The sequence below is a fragment of the Cyclobacterium lianum genome (assembly GCF_900143075.1).
Taxonomy (GTDB): domain Bacteria; phylum Bacteroidota; class Bacteroidia; order Cytophagales; family Cyclobacteriaceae; genus Cyclobacterium; species Cyclobacterium lianum.
On the sequence record NZ_FRCY01000001.1, the window covers coordinates 26,489 to 45,481 of the forward strand.

The 18,993-nt window shown below is 45.8% G+C and carries 16 protein-coding genes; 1 reads left to right on the forward strand and 15 read right to left on the reverse strand.

Features of this window, described 5'->3' with window-relative positions; translation table 11 throughout:
• Positions 1-159: 159 nt before the first annotated feature.
• From BUB19_RS00125 to BUB19_RS00190, 14 genes are all read right to left on the reverse strand, one after another.
• Positions 160-2,001 carry a Xaa-Pro dipeptidyl-peptidase gene (locus BUB19_RS00125; RefSeq protein WP_245802742.1) on the reverse strand — a complete coding sequence of 614 codons (1,842 nt, stop codon included), beginning with the start codon at positions 1,999-2,001 and terminating at the stop codon, positions 160-162.
• A gap of 138 nt (positions 2,002-2,139) precedes the next feature.
• Entirely contained in the window at positions 2,140-3,228 is a 1,089-nt protein-coding gene (locus BUB19_RS00130) for an alkaline phosphatase family protein (protein ID WP_073089833.1), read from the reverse strand.
• 194 nt (positions 3,229-3,422) lie between these two features.
• Positions 3,423-3,944: a DinB family protein gene (locus tag BUB19_RS00135; protein WP_073089835.1), complete on the reverse strand. Its 522-nt coding sequence runs from the start codon at positions 3,942-3,944 to the stop codon at positions 3,423-3,425.
• A 22-nt stretch (positions 3,945-3,966) separates the two neighbouring features.
• Positions 3,967-5,775 carry an acyl-CoA dehydrogenase family protein gene (locus BUB19_RS00140; RefSeq protein ID WP_073089838.1) on the reverse strand — a complete coding sequence of 603 codons (1,809 nt, stop codon included), beginning with the start codon at positions 5,773-5,775 and terminating at the stop codon, positions 3,967-3,969.
• 42 nt (positions 5,776-5,817) lie between these two features.
• Entirely contained in the window at positions 5,818-6,990 is a 1,173-nt protein-coding gene (locus BUB19_RS00145) for a thiolase family protein (RefSeq protein WP_073089841.1), read from the reverse strand.
• 77 nt (positions 6,991-7,067) lie between these two features.
• Positions 7,068-9,473 carry a 3-hydroxyacyl-CoA dehydrogenase/enoyl-CoA hydratase family protein gene (locus BUB19_RS00150; protein ID WP_073089844.1) on the reverse strand — a complete coding sequence of 802 codons (2,406 nt, stop codon included), beginning with the start codon at positions 9,471-9,473 and terminating at the stop codon, positions 7,068-7,070.
• Positions 9,474-9,628: 155 nt separating this feature from the next.
• Positions 9,629-10,063 (reverse strand): MarR family winged helix-turn-helix transcriptional regulator, encoded by a 435-nt coding sequence (locus tag BUB19_RS00155; RefSeq protein ID WP_073089847.1) that lies wholly within the window; start codon positions 10,061-10,063, stop codon positions 9,629-9,631.
• A gap of 741 nt (positions 10,064-10,804) precedes the next feature.
• Positions 10,805-12,553, reverse strand: coding sequence for an Ig-like domain-containing domain (locus tag BUB19_RS00160; protein WP_073089850.1), 1,749 nt, complete (start codon positions 12,551-12,553; stop codon positions 10,805-10,807).
• A complete protein-coding gene (locus BUB19_RS00165; RefSeq protein ID WP_245802743.1) occupies positions 12,550-13,377 on the reverse strand; it encodes a class I SAM-dependent methyltransferase in 828 nt (275 codons plus the stop codon). Before BUB19_RS00165 ends, BUB19_RS00160 begins: the two co-directional genes overlap by 4 nt.
• Positions 13,378-13,435: 58 nt before the next feature.
• Positions 13,436-15,301: a tRNA uridine-5-carboxymethylaminomethyl(34) synthesis enzyme MnmG gene (gene mnmG / locus BUB19_RS00170; protein ID WP_073089857.1), complete on the reverse strand. Its 1,866-nt coding sequence runs from the start codon at positions 15,299-15,301 to the stop codon at positions 13,436-13,438.
• Positions 15,302-15,350: 49 nt separating this feature from the next.
• Positions 15,351-15,803 carry an rRNA maturation RNase YbeY gene (gene ybeY / locus BUB19_RS00175; RefSeq protein ID WP_073089860.1) on the reverse strand — a complete coding sequence of 151 codons (453 nt, stop codon included), beginning with the start codon at positions 15,801-15,803 and terminating at the stop codon, positions 15,351-15,353.
• A gap of 1 nt (position 15,804) precedes the next feature.
• Positions 15,805-16,206 carry an ATP-binding protein gene (locus BUB19_RS00180; protein WP_073089863.1) on the reverse strand — a complete coding sequence of 134 codons (402 nt, stop codon included), beginning with the start codon at positions 16,204-16,206 and terminating at the stop codon, positions 15,805-15,807.
• 42 nt (positions 16,207-16,248) lie between these two features.
• Positions 16,249-17,007: an exodeoxyribonuclease III gene (locus tag BUB19_RS00185; protein WP_073089867.1), complete on the reverse strand. Its 759-nt coding sequence runs from the start codon at positions 17,005-17,007 to the stop codon at positions 16,249-16,251.
• On the reverse strand, positions 17,004-17,372 hold the full coding sequence (locus tag BUB19_RS00190) for a hypothetical protein (protein WP_073089870.1): 369 nt from the start codon (positions 17,370-17,372) through the stop codon (positions 17,004-17,006). Before BUB19_RS00190 ends, BUB19_RS00185 begins: the two co-directional genes overlap by 4 nt.
• A gap of 139 nt (positions 17,373-17,511) precedes the next feature.
• Here BUB19_RS00190 and BUB19_RS00195 point away from each other — a divergent pair, with 139 nt between their 5' ends.
• Entirely contained in the window at positions 17,512-18,204 is a 693-nt protein-coding gene (locus tag BUB19_RS00195; RefSeq protein ID WP_073089873.1) for a ComF family protein, read from the forward strand.
• Positions 18,205-18,206: 2 nt separating this feature from the next.
• Here the strand turns inward: BUB19_RS00195 and BUB19_RS00200 are convergent, their stop codons facing one another.
• On the reverse strand, positions 18,207-18,977 hold the full coding sequence (locus BUB19_RS00200) for a S1/P1 nuclease (protein WP_073089876.1): 771 nt from the start codon (positions 18,975-18,977) through the stop codon (positions 18,207-18,209).
• Positions 18,978-18,993 lie beyond the last annotated feature (16 nt).

Consider the following 18,993-nt stretch of genomic DNA (forward strand, 5'->3'; position numbering starts at 1 on the left):
CTTAACCTTATTATCCATAATTTATCTGTATTAATCTGTGTTATCCGTGGTGAATTCTTTTTACCACAGATTCACACCGATTATTTTTAACTACTTAAATATTAACCTGCCGTTCACCTATTTATCTGTGCTAATCTGTGTTATCTGTGGTGAATAAAACTATTTCGTAGCAGCCTCATAGGCCTCCATGCCGCCCACTACCGGCAATTCCAGATAGCTGGCATCCAAGTCTACCGTCAGCTCCGTGCCGGGATCGGGCCAGAGGGTAAATTCCTTGTCGCTGGAAAAAATCAACAAACCGATCTGCTGGCCTTTGGGAATGATCTGATCATCGGGCTGCAGCGCAAAGGCAAGCGAATAATACCGGCCCCGCTTCAAAGGCTCGCTTTCGGTGAGGGACTGGTGATTCTGCGGGTCCGCCCAGCCCCGGGTAATGATGTTGTCCGTTATTTTTGCGTTTTTTGAGTCGTTCCAGGGCAGAGAAACCAGCCATACAGAAAGGTTGGCGGCAGGCTTGCTGGATGCCAGGCGGATACGCATCTCTGCCAGCCCCGAGAGGTGCAGGTCTTCTTTCAGCTCCGGACTCAAAAACAGCAGGCGGTGTTCCGTGATCTCTGCCTTTGCCAGGGATGCCCCATCAAATGAGAAATTATCTACCAGTGTCTCCCTCCCCTGCCGGGAAGGCTTCTGCAAATGCAATTTTCCCGCTGCCGGGGCCGCACCTTCGAGATAAAGAGACACGGGTTCTGTTCCGGGATTGGGATAGGCATCGTAGGGAGTCGGGTTGTCCTGGCTGTCATTTTCCCGCACGATCCATACTTTTGGATCTTCCTCTACCCCGTTTTCCACGCCGTGCAGGTAGCGGGTAAACCAGCGATTCATCATGCGCATCGGAGGCGGACCCCCATGCCCGTCCTGGTGGTAATACAACTGTACCGGCAATCCCATGGATTCGGCCTTTTTATAGATCCGGTAGCTGTGTTCGGGCATCACATTCCAGTCGTTAAATCCATGCGCCATCAGCAGGGCGGCTTTCATGGGTTCCATCTGATTCAGGTAATCCCTGCCCGCCCAAAAATCATTGTAATCTCCGGTCACCCGGTCCATCCCTTCCTTCATTTCTGTATCGCGGATGCGGGTATTGTTCCCGGCCCTTTTGGCGGTGTCGCCACTGTGGATAAAATCGTACAATACATCAATGTCTTCTCCCAGGTATCCTCCGGGAGAACGCACCAATCCGTAAGACCTGTAATAATGGTAATACGAGGTATTGGGTGCTATGGGAATGATGGCCTCCAGTCCCTCCACGCCGGTAGTGGCTGCGGCCAGAGGGATGGTGCCATTATAGGAAGTGCCGGTCATGCCTACTTTTCCGGTAGACCAGTAGGCCTCCACAGGCTCCCCTCCCTGAGGTTGGGTAAAGCCGTTGGCCCTTCCGCAGAGCCAGTCAATTACGGCTTTGGGAGCCAGAGATTCGTTTTTTCCGCCCACGGTAGGGCTGCCTTGTGATAAGCCTGTCCCCGGAGAGGAAGAATGCACCAGTATATATCCCCTGGGCACCCAGGTTTGGATATGGGAATCGGAAATAAAGGGTCTGTTGTTGCTGGCCTCTACTTCCGGAGATACCCGCTTCTCGGGCGGTGCGCCCAGTTCGTGGCGCACATCCCAGAATAAGCCTTCTACATCCGGTGCCACTCCTGCAAAATAGGGACTACTGACATAAATCACCGGCAATTTTAATCCCTCATATTCGGTTTGGTAAGGACGGGTCACTGCCACATGCATGCGGTCGGGGAGTCCGTCGGCATCGGAATCAAATTCGGTTTCTACCCAGAGATCGTGGCGGATCCATCGGGCGGGATCCTGAAAGGCGGGCACTACCTGAGCCTCGCCCTCCATAAAATAGGGTTTGGCTCCCGATTGTGCAGCAAGGGGTTGTACCAATATGAATGTTGCCAGGCATAGGGCAAGGACCAGTTGTTGGTTTGTTCGCATCTTCATGGCCTAAAAATAGGCAATTTTTTGAAAGACGGCGAAACCTGGCCAATCGCGTCACTTTCTCTGCTGATATCTCTGTCCCGGATACTGATGGCGGTCAAGCTGCTCCTCCTGAGTCAGAGGAAAAATATATGCCTATTTTCAAGGCAAGATGGATGCTATGGCATCATCGGCCTTTTCTTCAGGATAGCTCAGGCCGAGCAGTTGGAAAACAGTGCGGGCGATCATGGCCGTATAGACCTGCGCTTCCTGCTTTACTTCTCCCAGGGCCGGGCTATCCGGGCCGATAGCGGCTATCCACACCTCCCGTGAGCGGGGAATGCCAGCGCCATGTCCGGTCCAGGTTCTTTTTTCTACGCCCCTACCATGGTCCGTGGTTATGATCATGGTGGTCTTGTCTTTGTATTGCGGCGTAGTCTGAATGTATTCCCACAATTCCTTCAGGTAGCTGTCAAACTGTTTAATGGAATGGAGGTATTCATCGTAACGGTTGCCATGCGCCCAGTCGTCGGGTTCGCCATAGCCGATAAACACCAGTCTCGGTGCCTGCTTTCTGATGGCTTCCATCGCATAATGGTGGGTAAAAGGATCCAGCCGCACCCCTCCCCAGGGACCCCGGATTTCGGCTTGCATCCGGTTGATCATTTGCTCAGCAGGGCTAAGGTTAGCGCCCTCTGCCTTGTCAAAGCCGGCGTTGACGGGAATTCCACTTCTTTCCTCATTGATGATGTAGGGAAATACATCCCAACTGCCAAAGGCCATCACCTTCCCTTCAAACTCCGGCATTTGCTGCAGGTGTTCCAGCAGTGTGGTATTGGGGTTATTGGTTTTGGCATTGGAGTTGATCCTCTCGTCATCGGGGGCTCCTGTCAGTATCTCGTTATAGCCGGGGTAAGAAAAAAGCATATCGTTTCTCAGGTCAGCCTTGTTGCCAAAAGCCCGGTTACCATACAACTGTCCTTTTTCTGCCAGAGTAGACCAGGTAAAAGGCATCAGCATTTGGCGGCGTTTTAAGGGATCCTGATGCCAGAATTCAGGCAGCAAGGACCCCTGGTCTTTGATCATGCCTGTATCGTCTACAAAAAGCGAGTCGGCACCTTTGAAAAATTCCTGCCAGCGGAGGCCATCCACTGTGATCAGGAAGATATTTTCTGTTTTTGTGGCCTTTTGGGCGATAGCCATCCCATAGCTCAAGCCCAATACCATCAGCAATAAAGCAGTTTTGTTCATTTTTTCCGGTTATTTATCAATGGCCAGTCGTAGTCCTGAATTCTTCCGATAAATCCCTTATGCAAAAAGCTTCCCTACCCTATAAATTATCGGTTTTGTGAAATAAATATAACGATTTTCTTTTGCTTGCAGGATGGGCCCAAATGAGATATTCTGGAAAATAAGTGGTCTCCCCGGAATCCACCAGGGCCAAATTATCCAACTTGAGTTCCTGAACGGTTTTCCTTAAGTACCGATACCGTCACCAGCAATTGCCCCAGATGCCTTTGGCTGTGCTCGGCCGCATGGAAGTACAAACCCAATACACTGCTGGGAAGCTTTTTTCTCCCTACTGTCCGGTGTTCTCTTAATTTTTCCTCTGAGGTATTCTTAAATATTGCCAGCACCTGAGCTACCTTCTGCCGAAAGTTATCTAAGAGCAGGTCAGCTCCGTCTTGATCCGCTACGGCTTCATTTTTCAGGTAAGTCAACTGTTCTTCACTCAGTTCCTTTGCTGCTGCATAGGTAATCAACCGGTCCAGCACGCCTGTCAGGTGCCGCAGGTGAAATCCTACTGATGCCCTGCCATATACTTTCTGCCACAATTTGTCTTCCGGAAATTCCTGCAGGTAAACCTCCAGCTCCTCTGCCGTTTGCAGCAGGGCATGGGCGGCTGGTTGCAGAAGAAAGGGGATATCAGGTATCGGACCTCTAAGCCATACTTCTGGTTTGCTCATAGCGGTAGCTCTATTTTGAATTTCAGGCATAAAAGAAGAAGTACCTGCCTTCTGCGATCAGGGCATCTGCCACTTCTCTTCGCAGCATTTTGGTATTGACAGCATCGGTCTTTGTGAATCTTTTCAGGCCCATCAACAGCAGCTTTTGTTCATCTCCGGAAGTAAAGGCATAAATGGCTTCTTTGCCGGCTACATTGATTTTGTCAACGGCTTCATACAGATAGACCCGGCTGGCCGCCAGATGGGTTTTCACTGCCTCTGTCCCTTTTTCTGAAAGCAATTTTTCCGTCCTGAGCAGCGTAGATTCTGCAGCATAAATTTCTATCATGATATCTGCCAGGTGCATCATGATTTCCTGTTCGCTTTCGAGTTGATCTCCCAAATTTTTTGCGGCCTGCCCTCCGATCATCAGAAACACCTTCTTCAGGTTTTGCAAAATGGCCTTTTCCCGGGAAAGCGGGGCAGAATAATCCCGGGAAGTAAAATCCGGCACGGCTTTCAGTTCTTCTCCTACCTGCTTTCCCGCATCCATAATGGCCAATTCACCCTTCATGGCCCGCTTGAGCAACATGCCCACCATCAGTATCCGGTTGATTTCATTGGTGCCTTCATAAATTCTGGAAATCCGGGCATCGCGATAGGCACGTTCCATGGGGGCTTCGGCAGAATAGCCCATACCACCAAAAATCTGTACACCCTGGTCTGCCACAAAATCCAGCACTTCCGAACCGTGCACTTTGGCGATGGCGCATTCTATGGCAAATTCTTCTACGCCTTTAAGCTTGGCTTTGCTGGCTTCCATACCCGCCGCCTCGAGCGCGGCGATACGATCCTCAATGTCCTGCCCGGCCCGATAGCAAAGTGATTCACAGGCATAGGTCTTGATGGCCATCTCCGCAAGTTTGGCCTTGATGGCACCAAAAGAATTAATCGGTACGCCAAACTGCTTTCTTTCAGAGGCATACTGAATGGACAGACCCAGCAATCTGCGGCAGCCACCCAATACGCCGGCACCCAACTTGATACGCCCGATATTCAGAATGTTGACTGCTATTTTGAAACCCTGACCCCTTTCTGAAAGCATATTGCCTACTGGCACGGGACAATCCCTGAAAAAAACCTGACGGGTGGAGCTACCCTTGATGCCCATTTTCTTCTCTTCTTCGTTCATGCTGATACCGCCAAAGGTCTTTTCTACCAAAAAGGCGGTAAGGTTTTTATCATCATCTACTTTGGCAAAAACGATAAAAAAATCTGCAAATCCGGCATTGGAAATCCACATTTTCTGGCCATTGATCAGGTAATGGGTGCCTTCTTCATTTAAAACAGCCCTGGTTTGTCCACTATTGGCATCCGATCCGGCATCCGGCTCCGTCAGGCAATAACAGGCAGCCCATTCGGCATTGGAAAGTTTGGGAAGATACTTTTCTTTTTGCTGGTCTGTACCGTAGTAAAGGACGGGCAAAATACCAATGCCTGTATGGGCACCGTAGGTGGTTGAAAAAGATCCCGCAGCGCCTATGATATCCGCAATCAGCATGGAGGTATTGAAGCTCATGCCCAGTCCACCGTAGGTCTCCGGCACTGATATGGCCAGCAAACCCAGTTCTCCAGCCTTTTTCAATATTTGGGGGACCAAATCGGGATTTTTCATGCTGTCAATCTCCTCCATATGGGGCAATATCTCCCTGTCCAGAAATTCCTGGCTGGCGGCAGCCATCATTTTCTGTTCTTCACTAAAGGACTCAGGGATAAAGACGTCGGCTGCAGCCGATTCCCGGATCAGGTATTCCCCACCATTCAAGGCTTTATTTTTCGTTAAGGGTTCCATTTTACATGATTTTAGCTAGCTCGTTTTATATTTGCTTTGGCATCAGAGCCTTTCGATCACTCCCGCTACTCCTTGTCCGCCGCCCACACAAGCGGTGACCAAGCCATACTTTTTTTGTCTCCTGGCCAATTCGTACATCATCTGCACGGTCAATTTGCCTCCGGTACATCCCAGTGGATGTCCCAGGGCCACCGCGCCACCATTTACATTTACAATCTCCGGGTCAAAATCCAGTGAACGTATTACCGCCAGGGCCTGCGTGGCGAAAGCTTCGTTCAACTCTATCAGATCGATATCCTGGAGCGCCAGGCCTGCCTGCCTGAGGGCTTTTGGCACAGCCTCCTTCGGACCTATGCCCATGATCCTGGGTTCTACTCCAGCCACACTGTAAGAAACCAGACGTGCCTTCGGCTCCAGATTCAAACTTTTCATCAAGCGCCCGGACATCACTACCACAAAGGCAGCTCCATCAGAAGTCTGGGACGCATTCCCTGCGGTTACCTGACCTCCCTGTTTGAAAACGGGCTTCAGATTGGCCAAAACATCCATGGTGGTGCCCGGGCGTGGACCTTCGTCGGTATCTACGGTAAAAGTTTTTGTCTTCCGCTTCTGGTTTTCATCCACAAATGTCTCCTCTACGGTCACCGGCACGATCTCCTCCTTAAATCTGCCATTTTTTATTGCATCTATCGCTTTTTCATGGGATCTCACCGAAAAATAATCTGCGTCCTCCCGGCTCACATTGTAATCCTTAGCCAATTCTTCGGCTGTCAGGCCCATGCTCAGGTAATAATCCGGGTTTTGCGATGCTATCTTCCAATTCAATGCCGTTTTATATCCCATCATGGGTACCATTGACATGGATTCCGTTCCTCCGGCAATGATACAATCCGCCATGCCCATTTTAATTTTTGCAGTCGCCAAAGCGATGGCCTCGATTCCAGAACCACAATACCTGTTGACAATAAATCCCGGATTTTCCTGGCCCAGGGCCAGCAGCGCGATCATACGTCCCATCTGCATGCCTTGCTCGGCCTCAGGAATCGCATTGCCTACAATCAGGTCATCCACCATCTTGTTTTCCAGGCCCGGAACTGCATTGACCAGGTGTTTGATTACATCGGCGGCCAGATCGTCCGGGCGATAAAAACGAAAACCACCTTTTTTAGCTTTTCCTACTGCTGAGCGAAAACCATTGATAATATATGCGTCCATTGTAAAATTCTATTTATGTATGTAAGATGTGAGCAAAGATAAATCTACCGTACTCCGAAATTGGATCCTTCGCATTTTTAGTTCCTGAGCGGTTTGCCTTTAAATAAAATGCTATGGATCCGTTCCAGGGTTTTCTTTTCGCCCGTAAGGCTTAGAAAGGCTTCTCTTTCCAGTTCGAGAAGATATTTTTCACTCACCTCTGTTGCCTCCGACAGGTCTCCCCCACTCATTACCCATGCCAGCTTGCGGGCAATTTTAGCATCGTGCTCAGAGATATAGGAACCATACCGCATACCAGTAATGCCAGCCTCAAACAAAGCCAATGAAGATTTTCCGAACACACGAATATCCTTCCTTTCGAGTGGCTGGGTATAGCCAGCATCATGAAGCATCAATACCTTTTGTCTGGCTTCCGCCAACTGCCGTTTTCGGTTTATGGATATACTGTCTTTTTGTTCGAGATAACCCAATCCTGCTGCCTCGGCGGCGGAAGTGGATACCTTGGCTGTAGCGATGTTCATAAACGTTTCCTGCAAACGATTCAGGGCCACATCTCCGGAAGTCAGGCTTTGAGAAAACCTAAGTGTCATTTCTTTGGTGCCCCCTCCGGCAGGAATGAGCCCTACGCCTACTTCTACCAATCCCATGTACAATTCCGCATGCGCCTGTACCAGATCTGCATGCAATGAAAGTTCACATCCGCCTCCCAATGCCATATTGTGTGGAGCCACTACTACCGGAACAGAGGAGAATCTAGCCCGCATCATGGTCTGCTGAAATTGTGCGATCATCAGGTCTATTTCATCGAAATCCTGATCGCCGGCATACATGTAGAGCATGGCCAAATTGGCTCCGGCTGAGAAATTCGGGCCCTCATTACCGATTACCAGACCTTTGTAGGATTGCTCTGCCAGACCGATGGCCTTGTTGATGCCTTCCACTACTTCCTGACCCAGGGAATTCATTTTGGTGTGAAATTCCAAACCAATTACCTCCTCACCTAGGTCGTAAATGGAAGCGCCTTCATTGCTCCATATCTTTTTATTGGCCGATTTGAGCGTGTCCAGTAAGATGAAATCTTCCAAGCCCGGAACCTCCTGATAGGATTTGGAACCTATATGATAGTAATTCCTTTTGCCATCTATTACCTGATAAAAACTGCCGATTCCGGCATCCAGCATTTCATACACCCATTCGGCTGGCTTATCGCCGGATTCCTCCATCTTTTTCACCGTGTCGCTGACGCCAAGAATATCCCAGTTTTCAAATGGTCCGTACTCCCAGCCAAAACCTGCGCAAACGGCCTGATCTATGCGGTACAAATCATCCGCTATTTCCGGAATTCTGTTTGAGCAATACCTGAAAAGATCAAAAAAGGTTTTTCGGTAAAATTCGCCCGATTTATCCTCAAAATTCACTAAGAACTTAATTCGTTTCCTCAGGTTTTCGATTCCTTTCGCTGCATCAAGCGCTTTGATTTTCGGCTTTTCGGCAGGCTTGTAGGTATAGGTACTGAAGTCTATTTCTTTTAGTTCTTTGCTTCCGTCATCATGGCGGATCATGTGATAAAATCCCTTCCCGCTCTTATCTCCGTACCACTCGTTTTCCTTCAGCACCGATACACTCTTGGGAAGTTCAAATCGCTGCCTGGATTCATCATGCTCAAGAACCTTGTGAAGATTATTGGCAACATGCACTGTGGTATCCAATCCGACCACGTCTAACGTCCGGAAAGTACCGGATTTGGCCCTTCCTATAACAGTACCGGTAAGTTTGTCCACCTCGGATACACCCATACCCATATCTTCTATGGTATGTATTGCAGACATGATGGCATAGACCCCGATTCTGTTTGCGATAAAAGCTGGTGTGTCTTTACATAACACGGTTTCTTTCCCCAAAAAACGATCCCCATAATCCATGAGAAAATCAACAATTTCGGGTTTGGTCTGTGGTCCGGGTATGATTTCGAGCAAGCGAAGATACCTGGGAGGGTTAAAAAAGTGCGTTCCGGCAAAGCATTTTTGGAAGTCTTCAGAACGGTTGTCTGCCATCAGATGAATGGGTATCCCGGAAGTATTTGAACTGATCAATGATCCCGCCTTGCGGTATTTTTCGACTTTTTCAAACAGACCCTGTTTGATCTCTAGATTTTCGACGATGACTTCTATGATCCAATCGTAGTCGCTGAGCCTGTGAAGGTCATCGTCAAAGTTGCCAGTAGTAATTCGACCGGCAAAGTCCTTTTCATAAATAGGGGAAGGTTTGGAGGAAAGCGTATCTGCCAACGCTTTGTCCACAATCCGGTTTTTCACCGATGGACTTTCTAAAGTAAGGCCTTTCTTCTTTTCCGCTTCGCTAAGCTCTTTTGGACGAATATCCAAAAGCAGTACCTTGACCCCTATATTGGCAAAGTGACAAGCGATTCTGGATCCCATGATTCCTGATCCTAAAACAGCTACTTTTTCTATGGTTCTCTTCATATGCGTATAATTATCTTTAAGCGGCTAAATCAAGCTCCGATCCTTTGTCCGGGCTGACTGTCCAATTTTTATGAAATACCCTGAGCCAACCATTTTTGTCATTTTGTGCAATCTTTGTTTGCTCCTTCTCACACCTGAATTATCAGTATTTGTATTCAGGAGTTTTGAATCCTTTGGATCACCTGATTGATCTTTTCAAACAGGTTAAAAAAGGACTCAATTTCGTTCGCTGAAAGATCATTCCTGAGCTCCTCGTTAAAATGGTTGATCGTTTTTACGGCAGCGGTTTTTTTTTCCCTGCCCCGGGGAGTAAGAAAAATTCTTACAGATCTCCTGTCATTGGGATCGCGGGATTTTCTAATCAGACCCTTTTGTTCCATGGATTTCAGTATCCTCGTCAGGCTGCGGGATTCCAAACCCATAAGCGGGGCTATTTTAGTTGCCGGTGTTCCTTCCCGGGAATCGATATTGATAAGTACAAATCCCATAGATGTGGTTATTCCCTCCATGTTGGCCTTCTGATTGTACATTCTGGAAATCGAGTGCCAACAGGATTTGATGTGGTAGTCTATGGTTTCTTCCTTTTTCATCTATCGCTGAAATCCATACTTAAAAGTTAAGGAAAAAAATTATGCATGCATAATAAAATGAAAAATTTTTCTGTTTTTCAACCTTAGCTTAATGGAGATGCTTAAACTTTTTCGGGCACAGTGAGTTATCTGCCTATTAAAGGTTTTTTCCCATGGTCTAAGCAAACTGATTTTTGTTTAATCCAGTATTAGAGGGATGTTGGAAGAGCCTTCAGGGAGTATACTCTCGGTACGCCCCCATACCAGGCCATTTAAAGCACTGCTATCTTTTGGCTTCCGGTATCCGCACGATTCTGATAAAGATGTCCACACGGTAATTATTTTAAAAAAATTATTAATTAGAAAAAGTATGGATACTATTATAAGGTGGATATGTGGGTAAAGTGGATTGGATTGAGTTGTCAACCTCTTCCCTCAGGTAAGCCAATTTCTGTTCACATCTTACCCACACAGCTTCTATTTCTAATTTGCTTGAAATCAAAGTGTTATTTTATCCGGTTGGATTATGGTGGGAAACGGCGTATTTCTGCAAGGTGTATAAAGCTTCTGGTGTTTACCGGTGGATAAGGGTGGATAAATTCAGGTTTATCACCAGCACATTTTAATTTTCAATCTTCGGTATCTTTTTGATAGCTAAACTTGTTGGTTAATTTCAGCTAGTACTTACTTATTCACGTTTTTATTTTCTTTATCAACAAACTCCATATATTGATTATTTATTCACAAGATACAGGTTTACAGTTAGTTGTGTAAATCCTCCGGATCGATCTCCATGATTTCGATGGGTAGCCGTATGTTATCAATTAAGTCGGGCTTGTTTTGGTCTTCGATAAAGCCTGAGGAATTCCTGCGTTCGATAATCAGGCCGTCGAGCGTCCATCCACCCCGTAATATGAATTCATATTTTTTGGTTTCCTCATCGAAGAAGGCATAAATCGGTTCTGGCTGGATATTTTGGTAATAGTTGCCTGGATCCCATCGCCCATTTTCGTTTTTATCAATTATTGCCTGGATTGAGTAGTTAGTGGCTTCAATATTGTTGAATTCAAAATAGTTTGTATCCAGCAGATATTTTTCCTGGATGATTTCCCCTTTTGAGTTTAGTAATTGCAGGATGATAGGTCGTTCTGGCGTATTTATTTTTCCATTTATGCCATCAGCGAGGTTATCAGTTTTTAGACGTGTGTATTTAGCTTCTACCGGATCTTCGTTCCACATGTCTTCTGCGTCACGAAAAGTTGAATCTGATGCATATAGCGTAAAAGCATTGTTGCTGACGGTGTCGGGTAGTGGGATATCGATAAAAATATCGGTTCTCAGATGGGTACTGTCTGGTAGCCGGACCATTTCAGGTAGGATAGGGATCAACCTGGCACTGTCATATTTTAAGTATAGCGAATCGTAATTGATATCAACGATCGGTTTGTTAAAATGTAGTTTTGCCTGTATGGTGTTGACAAATTTGAGGCCTGTGTTGGTAGTTATTTCAAGTTTCTCTTTTGATCGATCACTTTCCTCAAAAGTGGCGTAGAAAGTTGTGTCAACCAGAAAACCTACAGAGTCTTTTAACAGCAGGCCAATTTCGGTGCTGTCATTTCGCATTTCCGTATGGTAAAGTCTGATGGTCTTATCTTGTATGCGGTAGAATAGCTGCTTGTTTTTATCTGGGTGAGAAACGGAAAATTCAGCTATGGGTTTGCTTAAAACGATATCAAAGTTTCTACCTGTGATGGTGCCGCGGTTGATTTTAAGGTCTGACAAATCACCCTTCGCGATATTGATAAACAGCCCTTCTTTATTGGTGTCTACGCTTATGATGTCTGGTGCAAATCCATATGCCTCGTTTCGGTATTCGGCTTTGAGGGAGTTGTTTTCGTCATGCCAGGCATAAGCTCTGAATTCTCCTGCTTTGATATTGGTGATTTCAAATCGTCCGGTAGAGTCGGGCTGAGCGATATAGTATGGTGGTGCGGTGAACAGATCTGTGGTATCATCGGCGGCGTATAAACCTACAAGGACATCATCAAATTCGAGCTCCGCGTATGGATCGGTAAAGGCGACCTGTCCGGATACACTGAGGCTATCAATTGATTCCCCTGTAGAAAATACAAGTTTCAATCGATTTGCTGGATTGCTTTCTGTGATATCCTGAACACTTTTTTGAAAGTTAAACAGATATGTGGTATTGTCTTCCAGGTCCTGATTGATATTGATATTAATCCTGTTTTTTATAGCCAGGTATTCGATTTTGTCTTTTTCCAGACGTGGTGTAATGATTACGGACTGATTGGGATTTTCGATCTTTACAAATTCGTTAAATTCCAGATCGATTTCTGATGGTTTGATGTTGGTACTCTGGTCAGGTGGGTTAGAATAAAGCAATATGGGTGGTTCTTCATCTTTGGGGCCTCCCATTGGTGAGCTTTGTTTGGCACAGGAGTAAAGGCCTATAGCGATGAGAAAAGATAAAAGCCGTAAGATTATTCTCATTTTTTCTTAATGATAAAAAGTAAGCTGGAATAATTATTAGAGTTAGAGGCGGCCTGGTTAGAAAGATAGCCCGACTTAAGCGCTTTCAGATAGCGGTAGTCCGCATTGGTATACTGATAGCTTAAAAGGGACACATAGTAGGCATCAAATGGCATGGGCAGTATCTCGGCGATACGACAGGTATGTTTTTCCACGAGGTACCTCATCGATTTTTCATTGAAGTGGTAGAGGTGTCTGGGTACATCCAAAGCTGCCCAATTTTCGCGAAACAGGCCTGCGTCTTTAGAAGATCTGTTTGGGACGGCGATGAACAGCAAACCCCGTTTTTTTAATTTTCCCAAAAGGGTCTTGATGGTTTTGTTAAGGTCATGCACATGTTCCAGTACATGGAATAACGTAATGGCATCAAATTTCTTATGTTTTTCCAGGGCATTGAAATCGGCTATCAGTTGGATTTGGTTTTTTGATTGGGCTTGTGCTGCAGCGGACTGATTCGGCTCGAAACCATATGCTTGCCAGCCATCAGACTGGCAGGTTTTGGCGAAAAGGCCGGTACCGCAGCCAAAGTCCAATAGTCGCCCTTTGGTTTTGATTCGTTGGTTGAGAAGTTTTAGCTTTTGCTTTAGGGTATATTTTCTCACAATATTATAAATCAAATCCCTTGTACTCCTGATACTACTTTGGTGAGAGATGTAATTATCCGTTTGGTAATACCGGGATATATTTTCCTGGTCAGGCCGGGGATTGGTAAACCACAAATCACAATTTTTACAGGCGCAAATGATGAAGGATTCTTTACTGCAGGCATGATCTTTTACCACCATGTGATTAATAAAAAGCTCACTTTTGCAAAGTGGGCATTTGTGTAACCTTTCATACATGCTATCTTCCTAAATATATGGTCAAAATGGACATGTCAGCCGGAGATACCCCGCTGATCCTGGATGCCTGTCCTATGGTCTCCGGTTTGATCTTGGACAATTTTTGCCTTCCTTCGGCAGACAGGGCCTTAATGGAAGAATAATCCATGTGGTGGGGTATTTTCAGGTTCTCGAGATTATTGATTTTATCCACCATTTGTCTTTCCTTGTCTATATATGAACGGTATTTGATTTGAATTTCTGCTTGTTCGAGTACGGCTTCATGGTATTGGGCGAGTTCCTGTTCCAATCGATGGTCCATTTTTATAATGTCTCTGATACCTAACTGTGGTCTTTTAAGTAGTTTCTCAACCGTGATATTTTCCTTTACGGGTGCCGTATTGTTTTCTTGCAGGGCGCCGTTAATGCCTTCTGGCCGGAGCCGGACCTGTTCGAGTTTTTTGATCAGCTCTGAAGTTCTGGCCTCTTTTTCCTGCATGAGATCATATCGTTGTCTGCTTGCCAGGTTCATTTCATAACCATAACGGGTGAGCCGGAGGTCAGCGTTGTCCTGTCTCAACAATAGCCTGAACTCGGCCCGGGAGGTAAACATGCGGTAAGGCTCTTCGGTACCTTTGTTGATCAGGTCATCTATCAAAACACCGATATAGGCTTCTGATCGTTTAAGTATAAACGGTTCCTTTTCCTTTACTTTATGGTGTGCATTGATACCAGCGAGTAGTCCCTGGGAGGCGGCTTCTTCATAACCGGTAGTTCCATTGATCTGACCTGCAAAAAACAGGTTGTCGATCAATTTTGTTTCCAGACTCAATTTGAGCTGTGTCGGAGGAAAATAATCGTATTCAATGGCATATCCTGGCCGGAACATTTTGGCATTCTCGAAACCCCTGATTTGTCTCAGCGCTTTCAACTGTACATCTTCCGGGAGTGATGTTGAAAATCCATTCACGTAAATTTCCACGGTATCCCAGCCCTCAGGTTCTACAAATATCTGATGCCTGTCTCTCTCTGCAAACCGATTGATTTTGTCCTCGATAGATGGACAATATCTTGGGCCCAGTCCCTGTATTCTGCCGTTGAACATGGGTGAGCGATCAAATCCCGTGGCAAGGGTTTCGTGAACTTTGTTATTGGTATAGGTAATCCAGCAACTTCTTTGCTTAGAAAGCACTTTTGTCTCCGGGGAATAAGAAAATTTTTCTGGTTCTGCATCACCATGTTGTTCTTCCATGACGGTATAGTCCAGACTTCTGCCGTCTACCCGTGGGGGTGTGCCGGTCTTCATCCTGCCCGATTCGAAACCAAGTTGCCTGAGATCTTCAGTGATACCTTTTGCTGCCCGTTCTCCGGTACGCCCCCCTCCCATTTGTTTTTCTCCTATATGGATAATTCCATTAAGAAAGGTTCCGTTGGTCAGGATTACGGATTTGGAAGGAATTTCCAGACCCAGAGAAGTCTTAACGCCTCTTATTCTCTTGCCCTTTATGATAAGGCCTGTGATCATCTCCTGCCAAAAATCTATGTTTGGCGTTTGTTCCAGGGCCAATCTCCATTCTTCCGCGAAGCGCATGCGGTCATTTTGGCTTCTTGGCGACCACATTGCTGGCCCTTTAGACCTGTTGAGCATACGGAATTGAATCATAGACTTATCAGCCACAATTCCTGACCTGCCACCCAATGCATCTATTTCTCTCACGATTTGTCCTTTTGCTACGCCACCCATTGCGGGATTACAAGACATCTGTGCGATTGTGTTCATGTTCATCGTACAGAGCATTACGCGGGAACCCATGGTTGCTGCTGCATGTGCAGCCTCGCAACCCGCATGCCCAGCGCCCACCACGATCACATCATATTCTGGAAACATATTCTAATTTTTTTAGTGTTCCACGTGGAACACTTTAATGTATGGATTTTTATTTCTTGAGTGTTCCACGTGGAACATCTGCGGAATCAAACAAGTTCAGCGCTTTGTCTTCTTCTTCCCGCATGCTTTTTTTCTCTGCAGGGCTTTTATCTCTATGCCCGCAGAGGTGCAGAATACCATGAATTAAAACGCGCCGAAGTTCTTCCTGGTAAGTTTTGCCCAATATGTCGGCGTTTTCCCGGATTCGTTCGGCACTGATATAAATATCGGCATCGATTTCTCCGAATCTTTCGGATTGGTCAAAAGTGATGATATCTGTAAGGGTATCATGATTCAGGTAAGCTTTGTTGATCTCTAGTAAATATTCGTCAGTGCAAAAGATATAATTGATATTGCCGATACGGAAGGATTTTCCCGCTGCTACTTTCTTTATCCAATTTTTTAGGTTTCTTTTCTGCTGAATTTCTGAACGGATATCTTCTTCGAAGAAATGTATTGCCATCTCAATTCATGTAAAAGGTAAGTGTTATCTTGGCCCCTTCATTGTCAAAATGAATCTCGTCGCAAAGATGCCTCATGATAAAAACACCCCTACCGCCAGATTTCTCCAGGTTTTCCGGTGATGTCGGATCATTCAGATGTTGGTAATCGTACCCCTCCCCCTCATCTTCCACGATGAATTTTAGTTGATCGTCGAGAAAACGGACCTCCAGGCGAACAGATTTCCGTTTGTCTTCCTTGTTTCCATGAATAATGGCATTGCTGACACATTCTGTTACCGAAATCATGATATTACCATAAATGTCATCACTGATGTGAAATTTCTCCTTGGCGTTATCAATGAAACTCTCAATAATTGTTATGTTTTCAATTATAGATGGGATAGAAATTTTAATTGATTTCATTGATTTTTTAGGCTTTAATCATGATTTAATTATTATAAATTACTAGAGCTCAATGCTGATTGGGCAATGGTCCGAATGATGTACCTCATGCAATATGTCTACCATCTTGATTTTTTGGCTTACCGATGGCGTGGTCATGTGGTAGTCAATGCGCCATCCCTTGTTGTTGGCACGGGCATTGGCGCGGTAACTCCACCAACTATACTGATGTGGTGCACTGTTTAGCAAACGGAAACTGTCGTCTAGTCCCGAGGAAGTAAACTTATCCATCCAGGCCCGCTCCTCAGGTAAAAATCCGGAGGTGTTTTTGTTTGCTACGGGATTATGGATATCTATGGGCTTGTGACATATGTTATAATCGCCGCTCAGGATCAGTTTCGGATAGGACTGTATCAAATCCTGGCTGTAGTGATAGATATCATCCAAAAAGCGGTATTTGAAGTCTTGTCGTATATCACCTGTAGTACCTGATGGGAAATAGGCACTGATAAATGAAAAATCAGGATAATCGGCCTGAATCACCCTGCCTTCGTCATCATACACATCTACCCCCATCCCATAGGTGACCTTTTCAGCTGCTTTCTTGCTCAGGATGGCCACTCCGCTATATCCTTTTTTCACTGCGGGATACCAGTAAACATGGTATCCCAGGTCTTTAAATATGTCCAGGTCAATTTGATTTTCCAGGGATTTGATTTCCTGCAGACCCAGGATGTCTGGATCAGCTGCTTTCAGCCAGTCAGCAAATCCTTTCTTTAAAGCTGCTCTGATACCATTGACGTTGTAGGATATGATTTTCATTTAATGTCTATTTCAAATTCTTCTTCAAAGTAGTCCAACACATGAATCTTTAATAATTTTTCCTGCTCTGCGGTATTGAGGTGGGGTACCTGCTTGCGCAGACTCCAATGCGGCCAGCCGTCCTGATCGATAAAATCCAAAACATAAAATCCCGAAAGGCTCAGCACTTTGCAGGTAGCAATGTGCATCAAGTCCTGTTTTTCTTCTTTAGAAAAGTGGCGGGGTCCTTTGCCCAATTCCTGAACTCCAATGATAAATAGTACGGCATTTAAGTCAGCAGGTTTTTTGCCGAAGATTTCCCCCAGTCCTTCCAGTAATTTGCCCCATCTCTTTTCAAGATCCAGGTCCTTTTTTAATAATGCCATATACAATCCGTTTTTAAAGAAAGCACCATTATCCTGTAACTTTTATCCGCAGCAAATTTTCTGTAAATTCATCGCAGGATGCAAAATACAAATATAACAGGTATAATGGCTCTGAGTGTAAAAACAACCCAAATAAGCTATGCGTTTCAATTACTGGCAAGATTTTTTGTCCCTGGTTTTTCCTGAAACCTGTTGTACCTGTAAGCGGAGCCTCTTTCCTTTTGAAAAGCAGTTGTGCAGGATTTGTATATCCCGATTACCGATTACCCATTACCATCTCATTCCCGAAGACAACGATTTGAAGCATAAAGTACTGGGCCTGGCCCCGGTGGGCATGGTCATGTCTTATCTGCGATTTTCTAAAAAGGGATTGAGTCAAAAGCTACTCCATCAGATCAAATATAAAAACAAGCCTTTACTGGCCAGATTATTGGGAGAAATGTATGGCGCGTTGCTGGTAGAAAAGGGCTTTTCACAGGCATGGGACGAGGTGGTCCCGGTGCCCTTACACCAGAAAAAGCTGAACAAACGGGGCTATAACCAAAGTGAACAGTTTGCTGTGGGTTTGGCCGGGTCATTGAAAATTTCTGCGATAAATCACCTGATCAGAAAAATTCCTACCCAAACACAAACCAACAAAAGCAGGATGGAGAGATGGGAAAATGTAGCTGAGGTATTTGAAGTAAGGCATCCTGAAACCATCAAAAACAAAAAACTGCTTCTGGTAGACGATGTACTTACCACCGGCGCTACGCTGGCAGCATGTGCCAGGACATTGGATCTTCACCAGCCAAAATCCATTGACTTTATTGCGCTGGCCGCAGGTAACTAGGATTATCCAAATATATCGTTTAGTATGCCTGCAAGTCTGATGCCTCCGGCCAGCAAGCGCTCCTCCATCACAGGAAATGTCCTGTATCCATAGGCATAGGATAGTTTTCGATCTTCCGGCAGGTCATAAATGAGCGGTCGTAGCTCCACTGCCTCGTCCAGCCATTGGTCCATAGTACTGGCTTGATATTTCCTGATCAGTGGCTTGTTTACGCGTCGGTTCAAATGATGGGCCAGCTCAGTAAAACTCAGATTTCTTCCTTCAATTACCCTGGTGTCCCAAACGGCGTGAAGATTCGTGCTTTCGTTGAAATAACTTAGTCTGATGTCATTTCCGCCTCTATCCTCACCGGTTCCCACATGCAGGGGCTGATGCAGGTCTCCTACCAGGTGTACCAGTATCCTGAGGTATTCGCTTTTTTGTCTTTCAGACAAATTCCCTTCTTTCAGCGCTGCAATCACCATTTTGGTTTTGCCGTAGGCGTCTCCCCCACTTTCCTGTATATCCGGATCGTAACCCTGACCTGCCTTAACCGTCAGGTAGTGCCAGGTGTTCAGGTGGTTATAGGCGGGATCGGAACGGACTTCATCCATCCAGGTAGATACCATTGCGAGGGATTCCGGACCCAGTATGGCTTCAATGTTTTTGCTGGCCTTTTTGCTCAGATGCCAGGCCGCAATTTGCCCGATTACCCGGTGTCCGGTTTGTCCCCAACCAAAACTATTTGCGACAAAGCCTGATACGATCATCAGGACGAGTGTGATCCTTTTCATTTTTCGGCTTACAAAA